This is a genomic window from Nocardiopsis sp. CA-288880 (assembly GCF_050955985.1).
Classification (GTDB): domain Bacteria; phylum Actinomycetota; class Actinomycetes; order Streptosporangiales; family Streptosporangiaceae; genus Nocardiopsis; species Nocardiopsis tropica.
The window spans coordinates 1818798-1843501 of record NZ_CP192105.1; the positions used below are offsets into that span (position 1 = coordinate 1818798).

Here is a 24704-nt window from a genome sequence, read left to right on the forward strand (position 1 = left end):
TCTCGCCCTACGGGGTCCCGGGCCGGTGCTCCTCGCCGTCGAGGTGGACGGGGTCGTCGGCGAGGACCCCCGCGTAGGGCTCGCCCCTCTCGCCGGCGAAGACGTACGCACCCCTCTCGATCCGCCCGATCAGCCCGCGCGTCCACGCGGCGTCCGACTCCGCGGAGTGCACCCACATGCCCATGATCTCGCCGATGTGCCCCATCTCCTCGGACCCCTCCTCCGGCAGGTAGTACTCGGTCACGCTCACCCGCCAGCCCTCCAGGCCCCGCACCCGCTCCCGCAGGAGGTCCAGGGCCTCCTGCCGGGGCAGGTCGACGATGAACCCCAGACCGGCCGAGAGCACGTCCACGCGCTCGTTGTGCGAGGACACCGCCCGGCGCAGCAGGGCGAAGTACTCCCCGTCGCCCCGCTCCGTGATCTCGTACTCGGTCCGTGGCGGACCGCCCGCGGTGGAGGGGGCCGTCTCGTGGGCGATCAGCAGCCCCTGCCCCGCCATCTGCTTGAGGGCGTGGTAGATCGACCCGGGCTTGGCGGTGGACCACTCGTGCGCGCCCCAGAACTCCAGGTCGTTGCGCACCTGGTAGCCGTGCGCCCGCCCGTGGAGCCGGACCGCCCCGAGGACCAGCAACCGGATGGCCGACATCCACACCCCTCATCTCACCAGCGCGTTCTGCGCGTTCTGCGCGTTCTGCGCGTTCTGCGCGTTCTGCGCGTTCTGCGCGTTCTGCGCGTTCTGCGCGTTCTGCGCGTTCTGCGCTATTCAACTTTGACTAGCATATCTTCCGCTTGCTGTCGCCTCGCGGATCCCGCCGACCCCCGCCCGCGCCCCCGTGCCCGGACGGGTCCCGGCACGGGGGCGCGGGCGGCAGCGGGACGGCGGATCAGCCGCGCGGGGGCTGCGGGTCGCCCTGGCGGGCGTGCTCGGAGCCCAGCGCGATCGGCGCGGCCAGCCACTCGTCGCGCAGCCCGAACCCGTCGGCGAGCCGGACCGCGTACGGCCGCAGGCCCCGGCACAGGTCGTTCACCGCCTGGGTGACCGCCTTGGCCCGCGCGGTGGACAGGCGCTCGTGCTCCAGGAACCAGGCGCGGTCCTCCTCCACGACCGACAGCACGTACAGGTCGCACAGCCGGTTGAGGAGCTTGGCGGTCGCCTTGTCGCCGCAGCGGTCGATCCCCGCCACGAACGCCTCCAGGACCACCCGGTCCATGTGCGCGCGGCCCGCGGCGAGCACGTGGTCCTGTGCCCGGTTGAACACCTCGAAGGCGTCGCTGCCGTCCTTGCGCGCCCGGCGCAGGCGCCCGGCCAGGCCCTCGACGACGTGCTTCTCCCGGTCCTCCAGGAGCTCCAGCTGCCAGCCCCGGTTGTAGAGGCTGGCCTCCTCGCCGCGTCCCGGCGCGGCGTCGATCAGGCGGTCGATCAGCGGGAGCGCGGCGGTGCGCTCGATGACCGTCTCGAACACCTTGCCCGCCATGAACCGGGCCAGGCCCAGCTGGTCCAGGTCGCCGAACGAGTCCTGGAAGTTGGTCAGCAGGCCCTTGGTGAGCTGCTGCAGCAGGACGGTGTTGTCGCCCTCGAACGTGGTGAAGATGTCGGAGTCGGCCTTGAGCTGCGGGATGCGGTTCTCGGAGAGGTACCCGGCGCCCCCGCAGGCCTCCCGGCACGTCTGGATGGTCGCTGTGGCGTGCCAGGTGGCCACCGCCTTGAGCCCCGCCGCCCGCGACTCCAGCTCGCGCTGGGCGTGGTCGTCGCCCTCCGCGGACCGCGACAGCTCGTGCAGCCGGGTGACCAGCTCCTCCTGCGCGAAGTGCAGGGCGTAGGTGCGGGCCAGCGCGGGCAGCAGTTTGCGCTGCTGCGCCAGGTAGTCCAGGACGCGCACCTCCTGCTCCGGCTCGCCGTCCACGCCCGGGCGGGTGAACTGGCGGCGGGTGTCGGAGTAGCGCAGGGCGATGGCCAGCGCGGCCTTGGCCGCACTGCCCGCGCCGCCGGCCACGCTGATCCGGCCCCGGATGAGCGTGCCGAGCATGGTGAAGAAGCGCCGGTTCTTGCTCCCGATGGGGCTGGAGTAGGTGCCGTCGGGGGCCACGTCCCCGTACCGGTTGAGCAGGTTGGTGCGCGGCACCCTCACCCGGTCGAACCACAGGCGGCCGTTGTCCACGCCGTTGAGCCCGGCCTTGGGCCCGCAGTCCTCGATGCGCACCCCCGGCGCGGGCCGTCCCTCGCCGTCCCGGATCGGGACCATCAGGGCGTGCACGCCCTGCTCCTCGCCGTCGACCTCCAACTGGGCGAACACGACCGCCATGCGGCCGTCGCGGGCCGCGTTGCCGATGTAGTCCTTGCGCGCCGACTCGTCCGGGGTGTGGACGACGAACTCCTCGGCGGCCGGGTCGTAGACCGCCCGGGTGCGCAGGTGCTGGACGTCCGACCCGTGGCCGGTCTCGGTCATGGCGAAGCACCCCGGGAGCTCCACCGACATCACGCCGGGCAGGTACTCGGCGTGGTGGCGGTCGGTGCCCAGGGCGCGGATCGCACCGCCGAAGAGCCCCCACTGCACGCCCGTCTTCACCATCAGGGACAGGTCGGCGACCAGCATCTCGAAGCCGACGACGGAGGCGCCGACGTCGTCGCTGCCGCCCACCGACTCGGGAAAGCCGTACGCGGGAAGGTCCGTCTTGGCCAGGGCCTTGAGCTGGGCGAGCGTGCGGGCCCGGTGGTCCTCCACGGACAGGCCGTGGACGGGGGCGAACAGATCCCCGCGGACGGTGTCGCGGATGTGTTCGCGGACGCGGGCCCAGCGGCCGTCCAGAAGGCCGCGGAGTTCGGCCTCGTCCAGTCTCAGCGCCTGTTCTGTCATGGTCTCCCCCTGGTGGTCCTCGTTGACGCGGCCCGCGCGCCCGCCGCCACCGCGGTCCGGGGGCGGCACGGCGGCGCTCGGGTCACGGGCCTGTGTCCAAGGTACGGGGGCCGGCCGGGGTCAGACGGCCAGGGAGGCGGGTTCGGGCACGGGTCCGGCGACGGGCACGGCGGAGTGCACCCGGCGCAGGAGGTCGTCGAGGGAGAGGCCGAGGGCGGCGGCGATGGAGCCGACGGTGAAGAACGCCGGGGTGGGGATGCGCCCGCCCTCGATCTTGCGCAGCGTCTCGACCGAGATCCCGGCCTGGCGTGCGACGTCCACCATCGTGCGCTCGGCGCGGGCCTGCCGGAGCAGTCCGCCGAGGAGGCGGCCGCGCTCGATCTGGTCTGCGGTCAGCGGTTCACGAACCATGCGACGAGTCTAACGCCCCCGCGCCGGGGTTCTATAGCAATACCGGTATAGTTATTCGAAGGTGTGGCCGGTCCGCGGTCGGCGCACCGCACGCCGCCGTGAGGGCGCCGTGGCGGGGCGCGCTCCGCCACGGCCGCCCCGCGTGTCACGCCAGACCGGGCACGTCCAGCTCCAGAGTGCCGGCCCCGGTGTCGAGCACCGCGGGAACCCCGAGCGGCACGGTCAGCTGGGCCGCGCAGTGGCCGAACTCCAGACCCCACAGCACCGGGACCCCCAGGGGCTCCAGGCGCTCCCGCATCAGGTCGGCGATCACCCCCGGGTCCGGCGGGCAGTCGGTCCACGTGCCCAGCGCGACCCCGGCCACCCCGTCCATCCACCCGGTGCGCAGGAGGTGGGTGAGCATCCGGTCGAGCCGGGCCACGTCCTCGCCGACGTCCTCCAGGACCAGGATCCCCCCGGAGGCCGACAGGCGGCTGTGCGGCGTCGCCAGGCCGTCGTTGAGCAGGCTGAGGTTCCCGCCGAACGTCACGCCCCGGGCCCGCCCCGGCACCAGCGCGTGCGCGCCCGGCGAGGTCAGCACGGTGCGGTGCTCGGGGCGGAACAGGGTCGTGCGCAGCTCGTCCTGGGCCACCGCGTCGCCCACGAAGTACTTGGTGCCCACCACCGGCCCGTGCACCGTCGCCACGCCCAGCTCGACGGCGAACGCCTCGTGCAGCGCCGTGATGTCGCTGAACCCGACCAGCGCCTTGGGCGCGGCACGCCCCATGGCGTCGAAGTCCAGCAGGTCCAGCGTCCGGTGCGCCCCGTCGCCGCCGCGCACGCAGAACACCGCGTCCACGTCCGGGTCGCACCAGGCCTCCTGGAGGTCGGCGGCCCGGGTCGCGTCCTCCCCGGCGAGGTAGGGGAGCCGCGGGTGGCGGTCGCGCACGTGCGGGGCGTGCCCCACCTCCAGGCCCCAGCCGCGCAGCACCTCCGTGGCCGCGTCCAGCTGCGCCGCGGGGACGGGACTGCACGGTGCGACCAGGCGCACCCGGTCGCCCTCGCGCAGGCGCGGCGGCCGGACCAGCTCCCGGACCCCCCGGCGCTCCCCGGACGGCGCCCCCGCGGCCCGGCCGCCCGGATCCGGACGCCCCTCCGCCACGGTGCCGAATCCGTCCAGCTCCTCGCCCACCCCGGTCACTTCGCCCACGTCCCACCCTCCGTCGTCCGTGTCCCCACCGCACCGCGCACGGGCGCGGCACGCGCCCGCCCGTACCCGTCGTCCGGGGCCGGGCGCCCCGGCGGGCGCCCGGCCGGCCCTCTCCGCCGGACCCGGTCCCCCCCAGCATGTCCGGCGCGCGCGCTCCGCGTCGCGACGGCTCGCTCAGGCGCGCAGGAACGTGTCCAGCGCGCGCACCCCGAACCGCAGCCCGTCCACCGGGACGCGCTCGTCCACCCCGTGCAGCAGCTTGGTGTAGTCGAGCCCGGCGGGCTGCGCCAGGGGGGAGAAGCCGTAGCAGTCGATGCCCAGCCGGGAGAACACCTTGGCGTCCGTGCCGCCGGCCAGGCACACCGGCACCACGTGGGCGCCGGGGTCGTGGGCCAGCAGCGCGGAGCGCAGGGCCCCGAACACCGGCGAGTCCACGGGCGCGTCCACCGGGGGCGAACCGTGGGCGTACTCCCAGGACACGCGGTCGCCGGTGAGCTCGCTCATGGTGACCGCGAACTGGTCCTCGGCCCCCGGCAGGACCCTCCCGTCCACGGCGGCGGTGGCCTCCCCGGGCACCACGTTGACCTTGTACCCGGCCGAGAGCATGGTGGGGGCCGCGCTGTTGCGCGTGGTCGGGCCGATGAGCCCCCCGGCCACGCCCAATCGGGAGACCAGCGCGTCCAGGGCCTCGGCGGTGTCGGTGTCGCCGGGGGTCCTGCCCACCCCCAGCGCCGACGCGATCGCGTCGATCGACGCCCGGGTGACCGGTGTCAGGTGCAGCGGCCACTCGTGCCGGTCGATGCGGGCGACCGCCTCCGCCAGCGCGCCGACCGCGTTGTCGCGGGGCGGGCGGGAGCCGTGGCCCGCGGTCCCCTTGGCCCGCAGGGTCAGCCAGGCGCTGCCGCGCTCGGCCGCTCCCACGGGGTAGAGGCGGACGGGGCGCCCGTCGGCGTCGCGGGCGTGGACGGTCTCCCCGCCGCCCTCGCCGATCCCCGCGGAGCAGCCCTCGAACAGGCCGGGGTGCTCGCGCACCAGGTGGTCGGCGCCGTAGGCGGCGCTGTCCTCCTCGTCGGCGACGAACGCCAGCACGATGTCGCGGCGGGGCCGCAGCCCGTGCCGGGCCCAGTGGCGCACGACGGCGGTGACCATGGCGATCGTGTTCTTCATGTCCACCGCGCCGCGTCCCCAGAGGGCGGGCACGCCCGTGACCGGGCAGTCGGCGACCTCTCCCGAGAAGGGCGGGACGGTCCAGTCGGAGGCCTCGGCGGGCACGACGTCCAGGTGGCCGTGGACCAGCAGGGCGGGCGCGCCGGGGTCGGTGCCCGGGACGCGGACGACCACGTTGGAGCGCCGGGGGGCGGCCTCCAGGAGGACCGGGTCCAGCCCCGCGTCGGCCAGGGCCTCGGCGGCGAACTCGGCGGAGGCGCGTTCGTCGCCGTCGCCGCCGCCGCGGTTGGTGGAGTCGCGGCGGATGAGCTCGCGGGCCAGGTGGAGGGCGTCGTCGCCGGCCGCGGCGAGAGCGTCGGTGCTGTCTGGGGAGGGTGTGACGGGGTGGCCCACGGGCGCGGCCTCGCTCTCGGTGCGGTGGTGCGGACAGGGGACGACCGCGTACCCGGCGGCGGTCCCCGCCACAGTTCTACCCGTAGTGGGCTTCCATCGCATTCGATATCAGCGTGGTCACCGCCTTGAAGCACCGGATCATCTCGTAGGCGTCCGGCGAGGTGTACCGGACACGCCGGACCCCGGTGCGGGTGACGCCCGGCACGATGGCGGCGGCCTGGGCGAGGTGCGCGGAGTCCACCTCGACCTCGACGGCCCGGGGGGAGGGGGCGGCCGGCTCCACCCGCCCGGCCAGCAGCATGGCGCCGCGGGCCCCCGCCCTGATGTCCCGCGCGGTCCGCGCGGGCGGACGGCAGCGGGCGGCGTACCGGCTGACGTGGTCCTTGACCGCGACCGTGCGCGCGAACGGAGCGTAGGAGGCGGCGTCCTCGCAGGCGCGGTCGTCCCCCGTCACGAGGATCACGGGGGTGCCGTACTCGGCGACGACGGCGGCGTTGAGGCGGCCCTCACCGGCCGGTTCGCCGTCCAGCCACACACCGGTCACCGCGTTGGGCAGGTAGGTGTGGGCGAGCACGCCCTCGTCTCCGGCGCCGCAGTGGTACCCGAGGAAGACCACGCCGTCGCAGTCCCCCGACTGCACGCCCTCGACCATCGAGAGCTCCTTGTGGCGCCCGGTGATCATGGTGGCCTCGCCGTTCAGCTCCTCCAGCAGGAGGTTGCGCATGGTGGAGTGCGCCTCGTTGACGAACACCTCGGTCGCGCCGCCCTCGAACAGCCCCTCCACCGCGGCGTTCACGTCGCTGGTGAACATGGACCTGCAGCGCTGCCACTGCTCGGTGCCGGGTTCGACGTCGGCGGGCCAGGTGACGCCGGTGGCGCCCTCCATGTCGGCGGAGATGAGAATCTTCACCCGGACGACACTACGCCCCGGCCCCGCGGGAGATCCACAGGCGCGGGGTCACCCTTGCGACACGGGACCGGGCCCCGCGGCGTCCGACGCACGGGGCGCCGCGGCGCGGGTCGGCGCACACGGCCGCGCGCCGGACGGGGCCGTGTGCGCCGGGGCACGCCGCGGGAGGGCGGACGGGCCCCGGAGCGGCGCTCCGGGGCCCGTGGACGCCGCGTGCCTACGGCAGGGTGAGGATCTCCGTGCCGGTCTCGGTGACCACCAGGGTGTGCTCGAACTGGGCGGTCCACCTGCGGTCGGCGGTGACGGCGGTCCAGCCGTCGTCCCACATGTCGTACTCCACGCCGCCGAGTGTGATCATCGGCTCGATCGTGAAGGTCATCCCCGGCACCATCACGGTGTCCGCGCGCGGGTCGTCGTAGTGCGGGACCACCAGGCCCGAGTGGAACTCGGGGCCCACGCCGTGGCCGGTGAAGTCGCGGACCACGCCGTAGCCGAACCGCTTGGCGTACGACTCGATGACGCGGCCGATCACGTTGATCCGGCGGCCCGGCCGGCACGCCTTGACGGCGCGCATGGTCGCCTCCCTGGTCCGCTCGACCAGGAGCCGGTTCTCCTCCGACACGTTCCCCGCGAGGAAGGTGGCGTTGGTGTCGCCGTGCACGCCGTCCTTGTACGCGGTGATGTCGATGTTGACGATGTCCCCGTCGGCCACCTCGGTGTCGTCCGGGATGCCGTGGCAGATCACCTCGTTGAGGGACGAGCACAGAGACTTCGGGTAGCCCTTGTACCCGAGCGTGCTGGGATAGGCCCCGTGGTCCAGCAGGAACTCGTGGCCGACCCGGTCCAGCTCGTCCGTGGTCACCCCCGGCCGGACGTGCCTGCCGACCTCCTCCAGGGCCTGCGCCGCGATCCTGCCAGCCACCCGCATCCGCTCGATCGTCTCGGGCGTCTGCACGTCGCCCAGAACGCCCTCCACCGGGTACTTCTGACCGACGTACTCCGGGCGGACGATGGAGGGGGGAACCGAACGTTGGGGCGAGATGCGCCCAGGCACCAGCGGAGTAGTCATGGAGACTGATTGTAGTTCGTGGGCGCGCCCGCCCGGCGTCGGCGAGGCGCCGGCCGGTGGTGTGAGGGGCACCCCACTCCGGGTAGACCCGCGACGAGGACCGACCGACAGGAGGCGGACGCGAGTGAACGACGTACAGGACGACGGCTGGTGGTACTGCCTGACCCACAACAGGGTCGAGCACGGCGCCGGATGCCCGAACCGGGAGAGGATGGGCCCGTACCCCGACGAGGCCACGGCGGCCCGGGCGCTGTCGATCGCGGCCGACCGCAACGAGGAGTGGGACGCCCAGGACGAGCGCGAGGCGGACGGCGGTTCGTGAAGGGTCCGCGGGCCCGGGCGGCGGCGCCTCTGACAGGATCGGGCCATGACTGAAGAGAGCACGCCCGAGAGCGCTGACACCGCCGGGCAGACCATCGCGGTCCTGGGCGGGACCGGCGACCAGGGGCGCGGCCTGGCACGCCGGTTCGCGCTGGCGGGCCACACCGTCGTCATCGGGTCCCGCAGCGAGGAGCGGGCGCAGAAGGCCGCGCGAGAGCTGGTGGAGGCGGAGTCCGCGCGGATCGACGTCCGCGGCCTGGACAACGCCGCCGCCGCGGCGGCGGGCGACATCGTCATCGTCGCCGTGCCGTGGGACGGGCACAGGGAGTTGCTGGAGGGCCTGGTCGAACCCCTCGCGGGCAAGATCGTGGTCGACTGCGTCAACCCGCTCGGGTTCGACGAGAGGGGCCCGTACGCGCTCGACGTCGCCGAGGGCAGCGCGGCCGAGCAGGCGGCCCGGATCCTGGAGGGGAGCCGGGTCACGGCCGCCTTCCACCACGTGTCGGCGGTGGTGCTGCTCGACCCCGGGGTCGAGCGGGTGGACCTGGACGTCCTGGTGCTGGGCGAGGACCGCGCCGCCACCGACGAGGTGCGCGCCCTGGCCGGGCGGATCCCCGGCGTGCGCGGGGTCTTCGGCGGGCGCCTGCGCAACGCCCACCAGGTCGAGGCGCTCACCGCCAACCTGATCGCGGTCAACCGCCGGTACAAGACCCACGCGGGCGTGCGCATCACCGGTCTGTGAACCCCGTGCGCGCGCCGGGGCCGCGGGGAGGCGCTCCCCGCGGCCCCGGCCCGGGGGCGCGGCTCAGGAGAGCCAGTCCTTGACCTTCCCGACCAGGGCGGCCGGGTCGTCGCCGACGGGGGTGACGTTGAGCTGGGTGACGCCCGCGGCGCGGAAGGCCTCCACGCGCTCGCGCACGTAGGACTCGGGGCCGACCAGGTTGGTCAGCTCCACGAACTCCTCGGGCACGGCCGCGGCGGCCTCGTCCTTCCTGCCGTCCAGGTACAGGTCCTGGATCAGCTCCGCCGCCTCCTCGTAGCCGTAGCGGCGGGCGACCGTGTTGTAGAAGTTCTTCCCCTTGGCGCCCATGCCGCCGACGTACAGCGCGATCATGGGGCGCACGAGGTCGAGCAGCTTCCGGGTGTCCTCGTCCTCGCCGATGGCGAGCAGGCCCCCGGCGGTGATCTCCAGCCCGCCCAGGGAGGGGTCGCGCCTCGCCCGCCCCTCGGCCAGGGCCTCGCCCCACACCAGGTCGGCCTTCTCGGGGATGAACAGGTGGGGGAGCCAGCCGTCGGCGATCTCGGCGGTCATCGCCACGTTCTTCACGCCCAGCGAGGCCACGTGGACGGGGATGTCCGGGCGCCGGGGGTGGTTGATGATCTTGAGGGGCTTGCCCAGCCCGGTGCCCTTCTCCGGCGGCAGCGGGATCTGGAAGACGGAGCCGTCGTGGGTGAGGCGGTCCTCGCGCGCCCAGATCCTGCGGCAGATCTCGATGGTCTCGCGGGTGCGGGCGAGGGGCCTGGTGTAGGGGACGCCGTGGAAGCCCTCGACGACCTGCGGTCCGCTGGCCCCCAGGCCGAGGACGGCGCGCCCGCCGGAGAGGTCGTCGAGCCCGGCGGCGGTCATCGCGATGAGGGTGGGCGTGCGGGTGTACATCGGCAGGATGGCCGAACCGATCGCCACGGTCTCGGTGCGGGCGGCGATGTACCCCATCAGGGTGGGGCTGTCGAACCCGTAGGCCTCGGCGACCCACACGGTGTCGAGCCCGGCCCTCTCCAGCTCGACCACCCGGTCGACGGAGGCCTTGGGGTCACCCGCGTACTGGAGCGGCATCGAGATGCGCATGTGTGTCCTCCCGGGAGGGCCGGACCCCGGCCCGTGTGGGTGCTGGGTACGGGGGCGATTCTACTGCCGAGTACCGTTCGGCCTGTGGCCCGGCCCACACCCCTGCGGCCCGTCCGGGGAGGCGCCCCCGGACGGGCCCGGCCGCCGCCGGCGGGGGCGGTCAGCGGGGGGAGTCGCCGGTGACCAGCGGCAGGGACGGGTCGGCGGCCCACGCGGTCATCGAGCCGTCGTAGACGGCGACGTCCTCGCGGCCGACGAGCGCGAGCGCGTGCGCGACCCCCGTGGCCGCGATGCCCCCGCCGCAGTACGTGACCGGGGTGACCCCGGGGTCGAGGAGGCCCGCGCCGTCGAAGAGGGCGCGCAGCTCCTCCACCGGCCTGAGCCGGCCGGTCTCCGGGTCGAGGACCTCGCCGACCGGCAGGTTGACGCTGCCGGGGATGTGGCCGTCGCGCGCGTAGGTGTGCTTGTCGCCCCTGTAGGTCTCCGGGTCGAGCACGTTGACCAGCACCGTCCTCCGGTCGTCGACGGCCGCGGCCACCTCCTCGGTGGAGCGCAGCAGCTCGGGGCGCCGCTCGGCCTGGAAGGCCATGGGGACCGGGGTGGGGGTGGGTTCGTCCGTGACCGGCAGGCCGGCGGCCTTCCAGGCGCGCAGCCCTCCGTCGAGGACCACCGCGCCGTCGAAGCCCTCCAGGCGCAGCTGCCACCAGAGGCGGGTCGCCCAGAAACCGGTGCTCCGGTCGTAGACCACGACCGTGCGGCCGGGGCCGATCCCCAGTGCGCCCGCGCTGACCGCGAACTTCTCCGAGGGCGGCACGGTCCACGGCGCGGGGGCCCCGGTGTCCGCGAAGTCGGTGGTCAGGTCGGCGAAGAGGGCGCCCGGGATGTGCTCGGCCTCGAAGCCCGGCCGGCCCGACTCCACCGTGTAGGGGCCCTCGTCGGGAACGGACAGGAGGGTGGTGGAGTCGACGACGACGAGGCCCTTGTCGTCCAGGTGCTCGGCGAGCCACTCCACGCTGACGGTGGGTGCGGTGTGTTCTGTCATGGTGCGTACCCCTGTATCCGAGAAGTCCGTTTAGGAACGCATGCTATCCGGCGGGTGGCGAAAGCCCTGGTGACGGTGGTCACCGGGGCCGCGCGGACCCCCGCCGCGCCCCGCACGGGGGACCGCCGACCGGGGCGCACCCCGGCCGGCGGCCGTCATCCCGCCTCCGGCGCCCCTCCCGGGACGCCGGCCCTGCGCTCCCCGCTCAGCTCGCGTAGGAGTGGCGCTCCTCCGGGAAGGCCCCGCTGACGACCTCGTCCGCGTAGGCCGAGGCCGCGTCGCGCAGCGTCTCGTGCAGGTTGGCGTAGGTCTTGACGAACTTCGCCACCTTCGGGCTCAGCCCGGCCATGTCCTGCCACACCAGCACCTGGGCGTCGGTGGACGGACCCGCGCCGATGCCGACGGTCGGGATGGAGAGCTGCTCGGTGACCTGCGCGGCCACCTCGGCGGGCACGCACTCCAGGACGACCGCGAACGCCCCCGAGCGCTCCATCTCCTTGGCGTCCTTGAGCAGCCCGGCGGCGGCCTCGCCGCGGCCCTGGACCCTGTACCCGCCCAGCGTGTTGACCGACTGCGGGGTCAGGCCCAGGTGCGCCATCACCGGGACCCCGGCGGACACCAGCAGTTCCACCTGGGGTGCGACCGCGCGGCCGCCCTCCAGCTTCACCGCCTGGGCCCGCCCCTCCTTCATGAACCGCGACGCCGACTCCAGCGCCTGCTGGGGGGAGGACTGGTAGGAGCCGAACGGCAGGTCGGCGACCACCAGTGCCCGCCGGGTCGAACGGGACACGGCGGCGGTCAGGGGGACCAGTTCGTCCACGGTGACCGGGACGGTCGTGTCGTAGCCGTAGACGACGTTCGCGGCCGAGTCGCCGACGAGCAGCACCGGGATCCCGGCCTCGTCGAAGACCCGGGCGGTGAGGGCGTCGTAGGCGGTCAGCATGGGCCAGCGCTCGCCGCGGGCCTTGGCGGAGGCCAGGTCGCGGACGGTGACGCGGCGGCTGGTGACGCCGCCGTACAGGGAGTTGCCTGCGGGCGGGGTGTTGGCTGTGATGGTCATGGCGTGTTCTTCCTCCGTCGTCTCGAAGCACCTCGGCGGGTGTCCCCGGACATGTGGACGAATGATGGTCCGCGCTCGCGCGCGTGGGGGCCGTGAGGCCCCGGTGCGGCCCTCGTGGAGGGGGGCCGGGCGGTGCGGCGCCGGTGGACCGGAGGGCTTCCGACCGCCGTGGCCGACGGTGCGGAACCGGTTCCTGCCGCCACACGGAAGCATCATCGCATGCCTCCGACACGCGTCTCCTCGCGGGATACAACCGCATTGCGCCTCCTGCTCATTCCCTGTACCTCTTGTTGCGGAAGGGCCTGCGGGGGTGAGCCGTCATACCGGTTGCGCCACGGGCGGGACACCGTCGGCCGCGACGCGTGCCACGGCCCGAACCGCCCATCGGGGCCCCGGCAGCGGAGGTGGCGCGTGGACGCACAGACGGCATACCGGCGAAGATGGGGCGGGCTGGCGGTCCTGGTCATCTGCCTCCTGGTGATCGTCGCGGACAACACGATCCTCAACGTGGCGCTGCGCGTGCTCTCCGACCCGGAGGCGGGCGTGGGGGCCAGCCAGTCGCAGCTGGCCTGGGCGATCAACTCCTACACGCTGGTCTTCGCGGGGCTGCTCTTCGCCTTCGGCGTGATCGGCGACCGCGTGGGGCGGCGCCGCATGATCGTGGCCGGCCTCACCGTCTTCGGGGCGGCGTCGGCGCTGTCGGCCTACTCGCAGAGCCCCGAGCAGCTCATCCTCGCCCGTGCCGCCATGGGGCTCGGCGCGTCGATGGTGACGCCGCAGACCCTGTCGGTCATCACGAACGTGTTCCCGCCCGAGCAGCGCGGACGCGCCATCGGGATCTGGGCGGGCTCGGTCGGACTCGCGATGGCGATCGGCCCCTCGGCGGGCGGACTGCTCCTGGAGAACTTCTGGTGGGGATCGATCTTCCTGATCAACGTGCCCTTCGTCGTTCTCGGGCTGGCACTGGTGTTCTTCCTGATCCCGGAGTCGAGGGACGCGAACCCGGGGCGGCCCGACGTCCTCGGCGTGCTGCTGTCCATCCCCGGCCTGGTGCTCCTGATCTACGGCATCATCACCGCGGGGGAGCGGGCCTCGCTCGCGGACTGGGACGTGTGGGGCGCGCTGGCCGGGGGCGTGGCCGTGCTCGCGCTGTTCCTGGTGCACGAGTCCCGGACCGAGGACCCGTCCCTGGACGTGCGCTTCTTCCGCGACCCCCGGTTCAGCGTCTCCATCGCCACCATCATGGTGATGTTCTTCAGCATGTCGGGGATCATCTTCTTCCTGAGCTTCTACTGGCAGAGCGTCCGGGAGTTCTCGCCCTTCGCCGCGGGCCTGCTGGTGCTGCCCGCGGCCGTGGGGCAGATGGTCATGGCGCCGCTCAGCCCGACCCTGGTGCGCCGGGCGGGGCCGCGCGTGGTCGCCGCCTGCGGGGTGCTCGGGGTGTGCGCGAGCTTCGTCTTCTTCACGCAGCTGGAACCGGACACGCCGCTCCCGCTGATCATCGGCTTCTTCCTCCTCCAGTCGGGGGCGATGGCGGTCGTGCTGACACCCGCCACGGACGCGATCATGTCGTCGGTGCCGCCGGGCAAGGCGGGGGCGGCCTCCGCCGTGCAGAACACGGTCCGCCAGGTCGCGACCGCGATGGGGGTCGCGATCCTGGGGGCGGTCATCTCCTTCCGCTACCGGGCGGGGATCACCGGGAGCCTCGACCGGTTCGCGCAGGAGGAGGGCGGCGACCGGCCGGACCCCGGTGAGCTGCGCGCGGCGGGGGAGTCGATCGAGGGCACCCTGGCGCTCGCCCGCGGCGCGGGCGAGGCCGGCCGTGCGCTGGTCGGCCCCGCCAAGGAGGCGTTCATGACGGGACTGCACACCGCCGCGACGATCTCCCTGTGCTTCGGCCTCGTCGGGCTGGCGGTGGTCCTGGTCTGGATGCCCCGCGAGGCCGGCCGCCACCAGGAGGCGGGCGCCCCGCGGGGCGGGGACGCCGGGGCGCGCTGAGGACGGCGCCGGGAGGGGAGCCCGGCGCACCCGGCCCGCGCCGGCGGGGCCGGGAGACTCCGGCCGACGCGCGGGGCGGGGCCGGTCGCCTACGTTGGGGGCATGCGCCTGACCGCCTTCACCGACGTCTCACTGCGACTGGTCATGCGGCTCGCGGTGGCGGGGGACGGCGAGCTCCTCACCACGAGGACCGCCGCCGGCATGCTCGCCGTGCCGTACACGCACATGGCCAAGGCCGTGGCCCGCCTGTCCGGCATGGGGATCGTGGAGACGCGGCGCGGCCGCAACGGCGGGCTGCGCCTGACGGAGGAGGGGCGGCGGACCCCGGTCGGGTCGATCGTGCGCGCCCTGGAGGGCGGGGGAGACCTCGCCGGCTGCGAGGACGACCCGCCCTGCCCCCTGCGCGCGGCCTGCCGCCTGCGCGGCGCCCTGCGCGACGCGCGCGAGGCGTTCTACTCCTCCCTCGACACCGTCACCGTGGAGGCGCTGGTGGCGCCGCCGACCGGGGACGCGCTCTCCCTGCTGCGCCCGGAGCAGGCGGCCGGGCCCTCCGCCTGATCCCGGCCCGGGCCGTTGTCCCCGGCTCGGCCGGGCCGCGTGCGCTCCCACGCGCCCGGGGCGGGCGGCCGTCCACAGCCCCTGGCGGAGGCCGCCCGTCCGCGATTTCATGGATACAGGGGGTGCTCCGGCCCCGCCCGCACCGTGCTGCCCTCCCGCCCCCGGTCCCGCTCCCCGCCCCCGGTCCCGCCTCCCGTGCCGCGTGTGGCGAAGGTCTCCGCACGGGCGCCCCCGGCCCGCCGCCGGGGCCGGGACGCGACCTCCGCCCCCGGCCGGAGGGGTCCGAGGTCCCGGCGGGCACGGCCGCCCGGCCCTGGCGCCGGGGCCCCTCGTGCTGTCCCCGCCCCCTCGCGCCCGCGGCGACGCGTCTTCCCGGGCCGCGGCGGGGCCCCGGAGGAGGACCCCGGGGGCGGGCCCTCCGCGGACGGATTTAATGTGCATTTCAGATACCAATTATCTGATCCGGGAGGGTTCCACGCCTCCCGGCGAAGGAGGACGGCACATGCTCTCCACCGAGTCCGCGGCCACGGTCCGGGCCACCATCCCCGTCGTCGCCCGGTCGCTGGACACCATCACGGCCCGGTTCTACGAGACGATGCTCGGGGACCGCCCCGAACTCCTCGACGGCATGTTCAACCGGGGCAACCAGGCCTCCGGCGAGCAGCGCCGGGCCCTGGCCGGGTCGATCGCCGCCTTCGCCACCGCACTCCTCGACCACCCGGACGAACGCCCCGACGCCCTCCTCTCCCGCATCGCCCACAAGCACGTCTCCCTCGGGGTCACCGAGGACCAGTACGCGGTCGTGCACAAGTACCTCTTCGACGCCATCGCCCACACCCTCGGCGACGCCGCCACCCCGGAGGCGGTCTCCGCCTGGGACGAGGTGTACTGGCTCATGGCCGGGGCGCTCATCGCCCTGGAGGCCCGCCTGTACGCCGCGGCCGGGTGCGCCGGACGCGACGTCTGGCGCCCCTGGCGGGTGGCCGAACGCCGCGAGCAGACGCCCGACACCGTCTCCCTCACCCTCGAACCCGGCTCCGGCGACCCGGTCCCCGACTTCCTGCCCGGCCAGTACGTCAGCGTCCGGGTGCGCATGCCCGACGGCGTGCACCAGGCCCGCCAGTACTCCCTGAGCGGCTGGGACGGCAGGCGCCGCCGGATCACCGTCAAGCGGCTGCGCGCCGGAGAGAACCCCGCCGGGGAGGTCTCCACCCTGCTGCACGACACCGCCGGCGCCGGCGACAACCTCATGGTGTCGGCCCCCGCGGGCGACGTCGCCCTGTCAGGGGGCGACCACCCCCTCCTGCTGGTCTCCGCCGGGATCGGCTGCACCCCGATGGTCGCCATGCTCCAACGGCTCGCCGAACAGCACAGCACCCGCCGGGTCCTCGTCCTGCACGCCGACCGCGGGCCCGCGGAGCACGCGCACCGCGACGAGACCGCCGCGCTGGTCGGCGAGCTCCCCGGGGCGAGCCTCCGGACCTGGTACGGGAGCGGCGGCGACGGGCGCATGGACCTGTCCGGGGTCGGGGTCCCCGAGGGAGCCGAGGCCTACCTGTGCGGGCCCCTGCCGTTCATGCGCGACGTGCGCGCGCAGCTGCTCGGCGCAGGGGTGCCCGCACGCCGGGTCCGCTACGAGGTCTTCGGCCCCGACCTGTGGCAGGGCACGGCCTGACTCCCGGAGGACGGCCCCGGTTCCGGCGCCGCCCTCCCCGGGCGCGGCGCCGGGCGGTCGCCGGCCCGGACGCGCCGCCACTGGGCGACCCGTCGCGAAACCGACATACTGAACGGCATGCAGCTCCACGGTCCCTCCCCCGTCCTCGTCGGACGCGACCGCCAGCTCGCCCGCCTCGCCGGGGACGGGCGCCGCGCCCGGACACACGGCGCCCGCGCGACGCTCGTGTGCGGCGAGGCCGGGGTGGGCAAGTCCCGGCTCATCGAGGAGTACCTGGCACGCGCGGACGCGGGCCGCACAGCGGTCGGCGGCTGCCTCGAACTCGGCGCCGACGGCGTCCCGTTCGCCCCCTTCACCACTCTGCTGCGCCACCTCGCCCGGGAGGAGGGCGCGCCGCCCTCCGCCGCCCACAGCCGGGAACTGGCCCGGCTCCTCCCCGAACTCGGCCGGGCGCCCGAGGGGGCGGACGACGGCCGCGCCCGCCTCTTCGAGTCCGTCCTGACCTTCCTGGAGGAGCGCTCCCGCCCGGGCGGACTCCTGGTCGTCGTGGAGGACTTGCACTGGGCGGACGCCTCCACGCGCGACCTGCTCGTGTTCCTCCTGCGCAACCTCGGCGACGTCCCCGTCCACCTGCTGGTCAGCGTGCGCACCGACGACATCCACCGCACCCACCCCCTGCGGAGGCTCCTCCCCGAACTCGAGCGCCTGCCCCGCGTCGGCCGCCTCGACCTCGGCCCGCTCGACCGCGACGCGGTCGCCGCCCAGGCGTCCGCGCTCCGCGGCGGGGCACTCGACCCCGCCGCCCTCGACCTCCTCCTCGAGCGCACCGGAGGCAACCCCCTGTTCGTGGAGTCGTTCCTCCACAGCCAGGACCCCACCGGAGGCCCCATCCCGGAGGGGCCCCGCGCCCTCCTCCTCGCCACCGTCGAACGCCTGCCCGACACCACCCGGCGCGTCCTCGGCCTGGCCGCCACCGCGGGGGACCGGGTCGACCATCCCCTCCTGGCCGCCGTCGCCCTCAGGTCCGGACTCACCGAGGAGCAGCTCGACGACGCTCTGCGCCGCGCCGCCGACGCCCGGGTGCTGCGTGCCACCGGCGACGGCTACGCCTTCCGGCACGCCCTCCTCGCGGAGGCCGTCCACACGGACCTGCTGCCCGGCGAACGCGTCCGGGCCCACCGCCGCTACGCCGAGGCCCTCGCCCAGGGGGTGCCCGGCATGTCCGCCGCCGACACCGCCGTCCAGCTCGCCCACCACGCCCATGCCGCCCGCGACCAGCCCCTCGCCCTGACCGCCGCTTGGAGGGCGGCCGGCCACGCGTCGCGCGCCGCCGCCCACCCCGAGCACCTGGCCCTGCTCGAACGCGTCCTGGAACTGTGGGACCCGGTCCCCGACGCCGAGTCGAGGATCGGGGAGTCGCGCGGCGAGGTGCTGCGCCGTGCCTCCCGTGCCTCCCTGGACGCCGGGCACCCGCGCCGCGCCGTCGACCACGCCACCGACGGGCTGCGCGAACTGGGCGTCACCGGGTACCACGATCCGGGCGGTCCGCCGCCCGGGAACGCGGAGCTGATCGCCGGGCTCCGGCACGCCCGCGCCCACGCGCTCAAGGAGATGGGCAGGGACGGCGCACTCGAGGACCTCGCGGACGCCATCGTCGTCCTGCCCCACGGCCATCCGCTCGCCGCCGCGGTCGGCTCGACCCTGGCCGCCACCCTGATGATGCGCAACCACCACGCGCAGGCCAGGCGCAGTGCGCTCCGCGGGCTGGAACAGGCCCGCGCCGCCGGCGACCGCTACAGCGAGGCGGACCTCCTCGTCACCCTCGGCACCCTGTCCTCCACGGAGGAGCACGAGGCCGGACTGCGGATGCTGGCCGACGGCATCTCCCTCGCCAGGGAGTCGGGCTTCGCCGAGGTGGAACTGCGCGGCCTGAACAACCTGGGCGGCGCGTTCCAGCGGATCGGCAGGGGGGACGAGCAGGGCCGGGTCGCCCAGGAGGGGCTGCGCCGCTGCGCGGAACTCGGCGTGGCCCGGACGCAGAGCGACCCCTTCCACCTGGGGATCGCGGTCAGGCTCGCCCACCGGGGCCGTTTCGTGGAGGCCGAGGAGCGGCTGGCGACGATCACCGGAGACACCGTGTTCATGGCGCGGGCCCGCACCCTGCGGATGAACCTCGCCCACCACCGGTGGGACCTGCGCGGGGTCCGGGAGGCGATGGAGGACTTCCGGAGGCTGCTGCCCGAGCACAGCAGCTCGCCCTCCGAGTACCTTCCCCTCCGCTTCACGGACATGCAGGTGGCGGCGGAGGAGGGGCGCCACGGCGAGGCCTTCGACCTGGCCGCGGCCCAGCTCGGCCGCGGCGCGGACCACCCCTCCCCCTTCTCCGACGAGCTGTACGTGCTCGGCCTGTCCCCGGTGGGCGACACCGTCGACCTCCTGCGCGAGGAACCGGGCCGCGAGGAGGAGGTCCGCGTCCTCGCAACCGGGCTCCGGGAGGTCTTCGCCGGGTTCCCGCACGGCACCCGGCACCCCGGGCTCCTCCTGGTGCGCCACCAGGTCATGGCCCAGATCGGCGAGGACCCCGGGGAGGCGCTGGCCGAGGCGGAGGCCGCGGTCGTCCTGGCCGGTGACCGGGAGGACGTGCTCACCGAGGGGCACATCCGGCTGGTCGCCGCCCGGGCCGCCCTGCGGGCCGGTGACCGGGGACGGGCGGGCGCCCACCTCGCCGTCGCGGGGCGCCTCGCCCGCCGGTACGGGCTGTGGCTGTTCGCGCGCCAGGCGCAGCGGCTGTTCCTGCGCCACGGGCTGCCCGACCCCGGGCGGCCCGCCGCGGTCGGGGCCGCCCCGGTCCCCCCGGCCCTCACCGACGGGTCGTCCCCCGGCGCGGGAGCGGGGGCGTCCGCCCCCGCCGCCCGTCGCGGGGGAGGGCGGCCCGCCGGTCTTACGCCGCGTGAGGCGGAGGTGCTGGCCGAGGTCGCCAAGGGGCGCACGAACCGGGAGATCGGCGAGGCGCTGTTCATCTCGGCGAAGACGGTGAGCGTGCACGTGACGAACATGATGGCCAAGCTGGGGGTGTCCAACCGCAACGCGGCGGCGGTGCGCGCCCGCGAACTCGGCCTGGGGTGACCCGGCGCCGGGCGGGGCCCTCCCCGGCGTCCCACGGGTCCGTCCGGGCCCGCCGGGGCACGCGCGGGCGCCCGCCGCCGGGCCGGGGCCCGGGGCGTGGTCCGGCGGACGCTCCCGGCCGACCCGGCCCTCGCGCCGGGCGACGCGGGCCCGGAACGGCCCGTCGCAGGGGCCACCGGTCCTCGACGACGCAGCGGGCCGGGGCCGGGCGTCCGGCGGATGAGGGGCGTCGAGGGCCTCCGGCACCGGTGTGGACGGCGACGTCCACCGCCGGACCGGAAGGCCCTCGTCGCCCGTGCCGGGCGGGGCGGGTGCCACCGACCTCCGTGGTCGGTACGCCTAGAGCGTCGGCAGGTACCGCTGGAGCTCGTACGGCGTGACCTGCCGCCGGTAGGAGTTCCACTCGGCCTTCTTGTTGCGCAGGAAGAAGTCGAACACGTGCTCGCCCAGGGTCTCGGCGACCAGTTCGCTGTTCTCCATGATCCGCAGCGCCTCGTCCAGGCTCTGGGGCAGCGGCCGGATGCCCAGCGCGCGGCGCTCGGCGTCGGTCAGCGCCCAGACGTCGTCCTCCGCGCCCGGGGGCAGCTCGTAGCCCTCCTCGATGCCCTTCAGCCCGGCGGCCAGGATGACGGCGTAGGCCAGGTAGGGGTTGCAGGAGGTGTCCAGCGAGCGGATCTCGATCCGGCTGGAGTTCGACTTGCCGGGCTTGTACATGGGCACGCGCACCAGGGCCGAGCGGTTGTTGTGGCCCCAGCAGATGTACGCCGGGGCCTCACCGCCCATCCCGGCGGAGGCCGCGGGGTCGTCCCACAGGCGCTTGTAGGAGTTGACCCACTGGTTGGTGACCGCGGTGATCTCGTCGGCGTGGCGCAGCAGGCCCGCTATGAACCCGCGGCCCACCTTGGACAGCTGGAAGTCCGCCCCGGGCTCGTAGAAGGCGTTGCGGTCGCCCTCGAACAGCGACAGGTGGGTGTGCATGCCCGACCCCGGGTACTCGGTGAACGGCTTGGGCATGAACGTCGCGTAGACGCCCTGCTCCAGCGCCACCTCCTTCATCACGAGCCGGAAGGTCATGATGTTGTCGGCCGTGGTCAGCGCGTCCGCGTACCGGAGGTCGATCTCCTGCTGCCCGGGACCGCCCTCGTGGTGGCTGAACTCCACGGAGATGCCCATGGCCTCCAGCATGTTGATGGCGTTGCGCCGGAAGTCGTGCGCGCTGTTGTGCGGGGTGTGGTCGAAGTAGCCGCCCGAGTCGTTCGGCTCGGGGAACTCGCCCATCTCGGGCATCTTCTTCAGCAGGTAGAACTCGATCTCGGGGTGCGTGTAGAACGTGAACCCCAGGTCGGAGGCCTTGCCGAGCTGTCTCTTGAGCACGTGGCGCGGGTCCGCCGGCGACGGGGAGCCGTCCGGCATCAGGATGTCGCAGTACATCCGCGCGGTGCCGTGGGGCTCGTTGCGCCAGGGCAGGACCTGGAACGTGGACGGGTCGGGCTGGGCCAGCATGTCGGCCTCGTAGACGCGGGCGAACCCCTCGATCGCCGAGCCGTCGAAGCCGATGCCCTCGGAGAAGGCGGCCTCCAGTTCGGCGGGGGAGATCGCCACGGACTTGAGGTACCCGAGCACGTCGGTGAACCACAGCCTCACGAACCGGATGTCGCGCTCCTCCAACGTGCGGAGCACGAATTCCTGCTGTCGATTCACGATCAACCTTCCTCGCTGCCGGTCGGTCCGGCGCCGGTCCGCTGCCTGCGGAGCCGGGCCGGGCACGGTGTCCCAGGGCCAGTGTGCCGTGCGGATATTTCCGGGGTATTTCCGCACACGCCAACCAGCCTGCCCGGACCGCCCCCGCACACGCATTATGACCTGTGACGGAGGGCCGGGGGCCAACGACCCACGCGCCCTTCGCCACACCCGCCCCCGCGCGCGGACCGGCCCGGCGGACGCGGGCCCGCGAAGCCCCCGCGGGACACGGCCGGGACCGGTCCGGCCGCCGCCGGGGGACGGCGTCAGCCCAGGCCGAGTTCGCGCAGCCGCGCCCCGGCGGCGGTGCGGTTGGGCACGCCCAGCTTGGCCAGGATGTTGGACACGTGCACGCTCGCGGTCTTGGCCGAGATGAACAGCTCACCGGCGATCTGCGCGTTCGTGCCGCCCGCCGCCAGCAGCCGCGCCACCTCGCTCTCCCGTGCGGTCAGACCCGACGGGGCGGCGGGCGGGGCGTCGCCGTCCCCCAGCGCGACCCCCATCCTCCGAGCCAGGTCCGCGGAGGCGTTGGCCAGCGGCACCGCGCCGCAGGCCTCGGCCGCCCCGTGCGCCCCGCGCACCAGGCACGCCGCCCGCGAGCGGTCTCCGGCCGCCACCGCCGCCCCGGCCGCGCGCAGCCGCGCGGCGGCCAGGTGCAGCCGCATCGGCGTGGCCTCCCACGCCGCCACCGCGGACGACCACCGCTCCAGGACCTCCCCCGGCTCCGCGCCGTCCGCCTCCCCGAGACGGGCCCGCACGGACGCCCGGTAGGCCTCCTGGGCGGTTCCGTGGGACGGCATCGACGACACCACCCCGGCCACCAGGGCGCCCACCCGGCGGGCCAGCGCGACCGTCTCCGCCGGGCGGCCGGTCACGGAGCCCGGACCGGGGGCGGTGGCCCGGCGCACGGCCTCGGACATCACGTCCGCCAGCGGCCACGTGTACCCGTGCGCCGCCTCCAGGGCCATCCGGTCCAGCGCGCTCTCCGACAGGGAGAGCGCCGCGCCGACGGAGCCCTCGGCCAGGTCGGTCTCCAGCTGCGCCAGCACGGCCAGCTGCACGATGTTCATCCGGGAGCCGGTCAGCGCCCGCTCCCGCTCCGCCGCCGACGCCGCCCGGCGGGCCTCGGCCAGGTCCCCCTGCGCCGCCGCGGCCCGCGCCAGCACCGCGTCGATGTAGGTGTGGTGCGTGTTCGAGGAGCTGTTGCGCAGGATCGGCTCGACGATCCTCCTGGCCTCGGCCAGGTTGCCCAGCTCGAAGTGGATCTCGGCCCGGTTCTGGTGGTTGAACGTCTTGTGGACCGAGGCCCAGCCCATCGCCTCGTGGCGGGCCAGGGACTCCTCCAGGACCGCCAGCCCCTCCGTGTGGTGGCCCAGCTCCCGGAGGAAGTGGGCGAGGTTGCCCGCTCCGCGCGCCTCGAGGGAGGGGTCCGAGGTCGCCGCGCCGTGGCGGATGCCCGCCTCGATGAGCGGGCGCCCCCGTTCCAGGTCCCCCGCCTGCATGTGGAGGCCGCCCAGGGTGATGCGCGCGTCGGCCGCCGCGTTCATGTCGCAGGTCCGGGACGGGTCGGCGAGGGCGAGGGCCTTCTCGGCCAGGCCCCGGGAGGTCCATCCGGCCCGTTCCAGCTCGCGCAGGCGCGCCCGGTCGGGGCCCTCCTCCCGGTCGATCCTGTGCAGCGCGGTCTCCCGGGCGAGGATGGACAGGAGCAGGGCGTACCCGGGCATGTGGGGCGGATGGAGCTCCAGGGCCCGGGTCAGGTCCGCGATGCCCCCGCCGCGGGCCTCCTGGGAGCGAGCCATGCCCCGGCGGCGCAGCAGCTGCGCCCGCACGGCCCGCGCCGAGTCCTCGTCGCCGTCCTCGGGCAGGGAGGCCAGGGCCTCGTCGGCGAGTTCGACGGCGCGCCGGTGGCGTCCCGCCTCCACCGCGGCGCCGGCGGCCAGGCCGACCACCTCCGCCCAGCTCCTGCCCTGCACCCGCTCGCGGGCGTCCGGGACCCGGTCCCACAGGGCCAGGACGCGTTCGAGCATGGCCAGCTCCTCGCCGTAGGCGAGGGTGTCGCCGGCGCGCACCGCCGCCCACCAGGACGCCTGGAGGGCGCTGGGCAGCTCCTGGGCGGCGTTGTAGTGGTGCGCCTGCTCGGCGGCGCGTCGGTCGGACGGGACCGAGTCGGGGTACTCGTCGATGAGCTGGGCGAACCGCATGTGCAGCCGGGCGTGGGGGCCGGGGAGGATCTCCTCGTGCACGGCGTCGCGCAGGAGGGCGTGCCGGAACCGGTAGCCGGTCCGGTCCGCGCGCAGCACGTTGGAGTCGACCAGGGTGTGCAGGGCGGCCTCCAGATCCCGCTCGGGGAGCCCGGCCGCGTGGTGGAGCATCTCGTGCTCGACGAGGCCCGACACGGCGCCGACCGAGGCCACCCGCAGGACCGACAGGGCGGTGGCGTCCAAGCGGTGGAGCGGTTCCAGGAGCAGGTCGCGGAACTGGTCGGGCACCTCCGGCCCCTCGCCGGACCGGTCGACCGCCGCGGAGGCCAGCGCCTCGACGAACAGGGGCACCCCCTCGGTGCGCCGGTACAGCTCGTCCGTCTCGTGGGGGGTGAGCGCGGAGCCCCGTATCGCGGCGGCCTGGGCCCCGACCTCGGCGCGGCTGAGCGGCCCCAGCCGCAGCGGTTCGACGCCCGGCGCGCGCTGGAGCTCGGGGAGGAGGCGGCGGAGGGGGTGGCTGCGGTGGAGGTCGTCGCTGCGGTAGGTGGCGATGATCTGGACGCCGGGGAGGTCGAGGTTGCGGACCAGGAAGACGAGGAGGTCGCGGGTGGCGTGGTCCGACCAGTGCAGGTCCTCCAGGACGACGGTGACCCCGCCGCCCTCCGCCGCGCGGTCGAGCAGGCGCAGGACCTGCTCGAAGAGGATGCCGCGGTTCTCCGGGCGCTGGACCGGCACGTCGCCCAGCTCGGGGAGGAGGCGGGCGAACTCGCCGAGGCCCCCGGGCGCCGCGGCCTCGAAGGCGGCCCGCCCGCGTTCGCGCAGCAGCTGGCGCAGGACCGCCGTGAAGGGCGCGTAGGACAGGCCGTCCACGCCGAGCTGGAGGCAGCCGCCCGTGAACACCGTCCCCGGGGGGAGGGCCGAGACGAACTCGCCGACCAGGCGGCTCTTGCCGACGCCCGCGTCGCCGCCGACCAGGACCATGCCCGACGCCTCGCCGCGGCAGCGCGCGGCGTGGTCGTGGAGGAGGCGGAGTTCGGGCTCACGGCCGACGAAGACGGTACTGATATCGGCAAGTAGGGGCATATCGCCCATTATGTCGAGCTCCGGTGACTCTTCCAGGGGTTTTCGCCCGGGCGGGACCGC

At 74.8% G+C, this 24704-nt stretch carries 19 protein-coding genes; 7 read left to right on the forward strand and 12 right to left on the reverse strand.

Annotated features, from left to right (window positions below):
- Positions 1–7 precede the first annotated feature (7 nt).
- Positions 8–646, reverse strand: a complete 639-nt coding sequence (locus ACQPYD_RS08000) for a PadR family transcriptional regulator (RefSeq protein ID WP_433700423.1) — start codon at positions 644–646, stop codon at positions 8–10.
- Between ACQPYD_RS08000 and ACQPYD_RS08005 the strand changes: the two genes are divergently transcribed.
- Positions 636–773 carry a hypothetical protein gene (locus tag ACQPYD_RS08005; protein ID WP_433700424.1) on the forward strand — a complete coding sequence of 46 codons (138 nt, stop codon included), beginning with the start codon at positions 636–638 and terminating at the stop codon, positions 771–773. The two genes, ACQPYD_RS08000 and ACQPYD_RS08005, sit on opposite strands and share 11 nt — an antisense overlap.
- A gap of 111 nt (positions 774–884) precedes the next feature.
- Here the strand turns inward: ACQPYD_RS08005 and ACQPYD_RS08010 are convergent, their stop codons facing one another.
- The 6 genes from ACQPYD_RS08010 to map form a co-directional block, all read right to left on the reverse strand.
- Complete coding sequence (locus tag ACQPYD_RS08010; protein ID WP_433700425.1) at positions 885–2855, reverse strand: acyl-CoA dehydrogenase family protein; 1971 nt, start codon at positions 2853–2855, stop codon at positions 885–887.
- Positions 2856–2975: 120 nt separating this feature from the next.
- The gene (locus ACQPYD_RS08015; RefSeq protein WP_267948826.1) at positions 2976–3266 is read right to left on the reverse strand and encodes a helix-turn-helix domain-containing protein; all 291 of its coding nucleotides are present in this window, start codon (positions 3264–3266) and stop codon (positions 2976–2978) included.
- Between the two features lie 145 nt (positions 3267–3411).
- Positions 3412–4332: a S66 peptidase family protein gene (locus ACQPYD_RS08020; RefSeq protein WP_433701985.1), complete on the reverse strand. Its 921-nt coding sequence runs from the start codon at positions 4330–4332 to the stop codon at positions 3412–3414.
- Between the two features lie 297 nt (positions 4333–4629).
- Positions 4630–6015, reverse strand: a complete 1386-nt coding sequence (locus ACQPYD_RS08025) for a M20/M25/M40 family metallo-hydrolase (protein WP_433701986.1) — start codon at positions 6013–6015, stop codon at positions 4630–4632.
- 76 nt (positions 6016–6091) lie between these two features.
- The gene (locus ACQPYD_RS08030; RefSeq protein WP_433700426.1) at positions 6092–6925 is read right to left on the reverse strand and encodes a M55 family metallopeptidase; all 834 of its coding nucleotides are present in this window, start codon (positions 6923–6925) and stop codon (positions 6092–6094) included.
- 217 nt (positions 6926–7142) lie between these two features.
- Positions 7143–7994 (reverse strand): type I methionyl aminopeptidase, encoded by an 852-nt coding sequence (map, locus tag ACQPYD_RS08035; RefSeq protein WP_344179787.1) that lies wholly within the window; start codon positions 7992–7994, stop codon positions 7143–7145.
- Positions 7995–8118: 124 nt separating this feature from the next.
- On the opposite strand from map, the gene ACQPYD_RS08040 reads away from it, so the two are divergent.
- Positions 8119–8316, forward strand: a complete 198-nt coding sequence (locus ACQPYD_RS08040; protein WP_344179785.1) for a hypothetical protein — start codon at positions 8119–8121, stop codon at positions 8314–8316.
- A 45-nt stretch (positions 8317–8361) separates the two neighbouring features.
- Complete coding sequence (npdG, locus tag ACQPYD_RS08045; protein ID WP_433700427.1) at positions 8362–9057, forward strand: NADPH-dependent F420 reductase; 696 nt, start codon at positions 8362–8364, stop codon at positions 9055–9057.
- Positions 9058–9120: 63 nt separating this feature from the next.
- Here the strand turns inward: npdG and ACQPYD_RS08050 are convergent, their stop codons facing one another.
- From ACQPYD_RS08050 to panB, 3 genes are all read right to left on the reverse strand, one after another.
- Positions 9121–10161, reverse strand: coding sequence for an LLM class F420-dependent oxidoreductase (locus ACQPYD_RS08050; protein ID WP_433700428.1), 1041 nt, complete (start codon positions 10159–10161; stop codon positions 9121–9123).
- A gap of 160 nt (positions 10162–10321) precedes the next feature.
- Complete coding sequence (locus tag ACQPYD_RS08055; RefSeq protein ID WP_433700429.1) at positions 10322–11203, reverse strand: sulfurtransferase; 882 nt, start codon at positions 11201–11203, stop codon at positions 10322–10324.
- 205 nt (positions 11204–11408) lie between these two features.
- Complete coding sequence (gene panB / locus ACQPYD_RS08060; RefSeq protein WP_433700430.1) at positions 11409–12263, reverse strand: 3-methyl-2-oxobutanoate hydroxymethyltransferase; 855 nt, start codon at positions 12261–12263, stop codon at positions 11409–11411.
- A 411-nt stretch (positions 12264–12674) separates the two neighbouring features.
- Here panB and ACQPYD_RS08065 point away from each other — a divergent pair, with 411 nt between their 5' ends.
- The 4 genes from ACQPYD_RS08065 to ACQPYD_RS08080 all read left to right on the forward strand — a co-directional run bounded on the left by ACQPYD_RS08065 (position 12675) and on the right by ACQPYD_RS08080 (position 19620).
- Positions 12675–14261 carry an MFS transporter gene (locus ACQPYD_RS08065; protein ID WP_433700431.1) on the forward strand — a complete coding sequence of 529 codons (1587 nt, stop codon included), beginning with the start codon at positions 12675–12677 and terminating at the stop codon, positions 14259–14261.
- Between the two features lie 102 nt (positions 14262–14363).
- Positions 14364–14819, forward strand: coding sequence for an RrF2 family transcriptional regulator (locus tag ACQPYD_RS08070; RefSeq protein WP_433700432.1), 456 nt, complete (start codon positions 14364–14366; stop codon positions 14817–14819).
- A gap of 502 nt (positions 14820–15321) precedes the next feature.
- Positions 15322–16494 (forward strand): globin domain-containing protein, encoded by a 1173-nt coding sequence (locus ACQPYD_RS08075; RefSeq protein ID WP_433700433.1) that lies wholly within the window; start codon positions 15322–15324, stop codon positions 16492–16494.
- A gap of 117 nt (positions 16495–16611) precedes the next feature.
- A complete protein-coding gene (locus ACQPYD_RS08080; protein WP_433700434.1) occupies positions 16612–19620 on the forward strand; it encodes a helix-turn-helix transcriptional regulator in 3009 nt (1002 codons plus the stop codon).
- A 339-nt stretch (positions 19621–19959) separates the two neighbouring features.
- Here the strand turns inward: ACQPYD_RS08080 and ACQPYD_RS08085 are convergent, their stop codons facing one another.
- Both ACQPYD_RS08085 and ACQPYD_RS08090 read right to left on the reverse strand, forming a co-directional pair.
- Positions 19960–21321, reverse strand: coding sequence for a glutamine synthetase family protein (locus ACQPYD_RS08085; RefSeq protein ID WP_267948838.1), 1362 nt, complete (start codon positions 21319–21321; stop codon positions 19960–19962).
- Positions 21322–21626: 305 nt separating this feature from the next.
- Positions 21627–24644 carry a helix-turn-helix transcriptional regulator gene (locus ACQPYD_RS08090; protein ID WP_433700435.1) on the reverse strand — a complete coding sequence of 1006 codons (3018 nt, stop codon included), beginning with the start codon at positions 24642–24644 and terminating at the stop codon, positions 21627–21629.
- Between the last annotated feature and the right edge of the window lie 60 nt (positions 24645–24704).

Coding starts and splice junctions, on each gene's coding strand:
- ACQPYD_RS08005 (WP_433700424.1), top strand. CDS start 636: ATGGCCGACATCCACACCCCTCATCTCACCAGCGCGTTCTGCGCGTTC.
- ACQPYD_RS08000 (WP_433700423.1), bottom strand. CDS start 646: ATGTCGGCCATCCGGTTGCTGGTCCTCGGGGCGGTCCGGCTCCACGGG.
- ACQPYD_RS08010 (WP_433700425.1), bottom strand. CDS start 2,855: ATGACAGAACAGGCGCTGAGACTGGACGAGGCCGAACTCCGCGGCCTT.
- ACQPYD_RS08015 (WP_267948826.1), bottom strand. CDS start 3,266: ATGGTTCGTGAACCGCTGACCGCAGACCAGATCGAGCGCGGCCGCCTC.
- map (WP_344179787.1), bottom strand. CDS start 7,994: ATGACTACTCCGCTGGTGCCTGGGCGCATCTCGCCCCAACGTTCGGTT.
- npdG (WP_433700427.1), top strand. CDS start 8,362: ATGACTGAAGAGAGCACGCCCGAGAGCGCTGACACCGCCGGGCAGACC.
- ACQPYD_RS08050 (WP_433700428.1), bottom strand. CDS start 10,161: ATGCGCATCTCGATGCCGCTCCAGTACGCGGGTGACCCCAAGGCCTCC.
- ACQPYD_RS08055 (WP_433700429.1), bottom strand. CDS start 11,203: ATGACAGAACACACCGCACCCACCGTCAGCGTGGAGTGGCTCGCCGAG.
- panB (WP_433700430.1), bottom strand. CDS start 12,263: ATGACCATCACAGCCAACACCCCGCCCGCAGGCAACTCCCTGTACGGC.
- ACQPYD_RS08070 (WP_433700432.1), top strand. CDS start 14,364: ATGCGCCTGACCGCCTTCACCGACGTCTCACTGCGACTGGTCATGCGG.
- ACQPYD_RS08075 (WP_433700433.1), top strand. CDS start 15,322: ATGCTCTCCACCGAGTCCGCGGCCACGGTCCGGGCCACCATCCCCGTC.
- ACQPYD_RS08080 (WP_433700434.1), top strand. CDS start 16,612: ATGCAGCTCCACGGTCCCTCCCCCGTCCTCGTCGGACGCGACCGCCAG.
- ACQPYD_RS08090 (WP_433700435.1), bottom strand. CDS start 24,644: ATGCCCCTACTTGCCGATATCAGTACCGTCTTCGTCGGCCGTGAGCCC.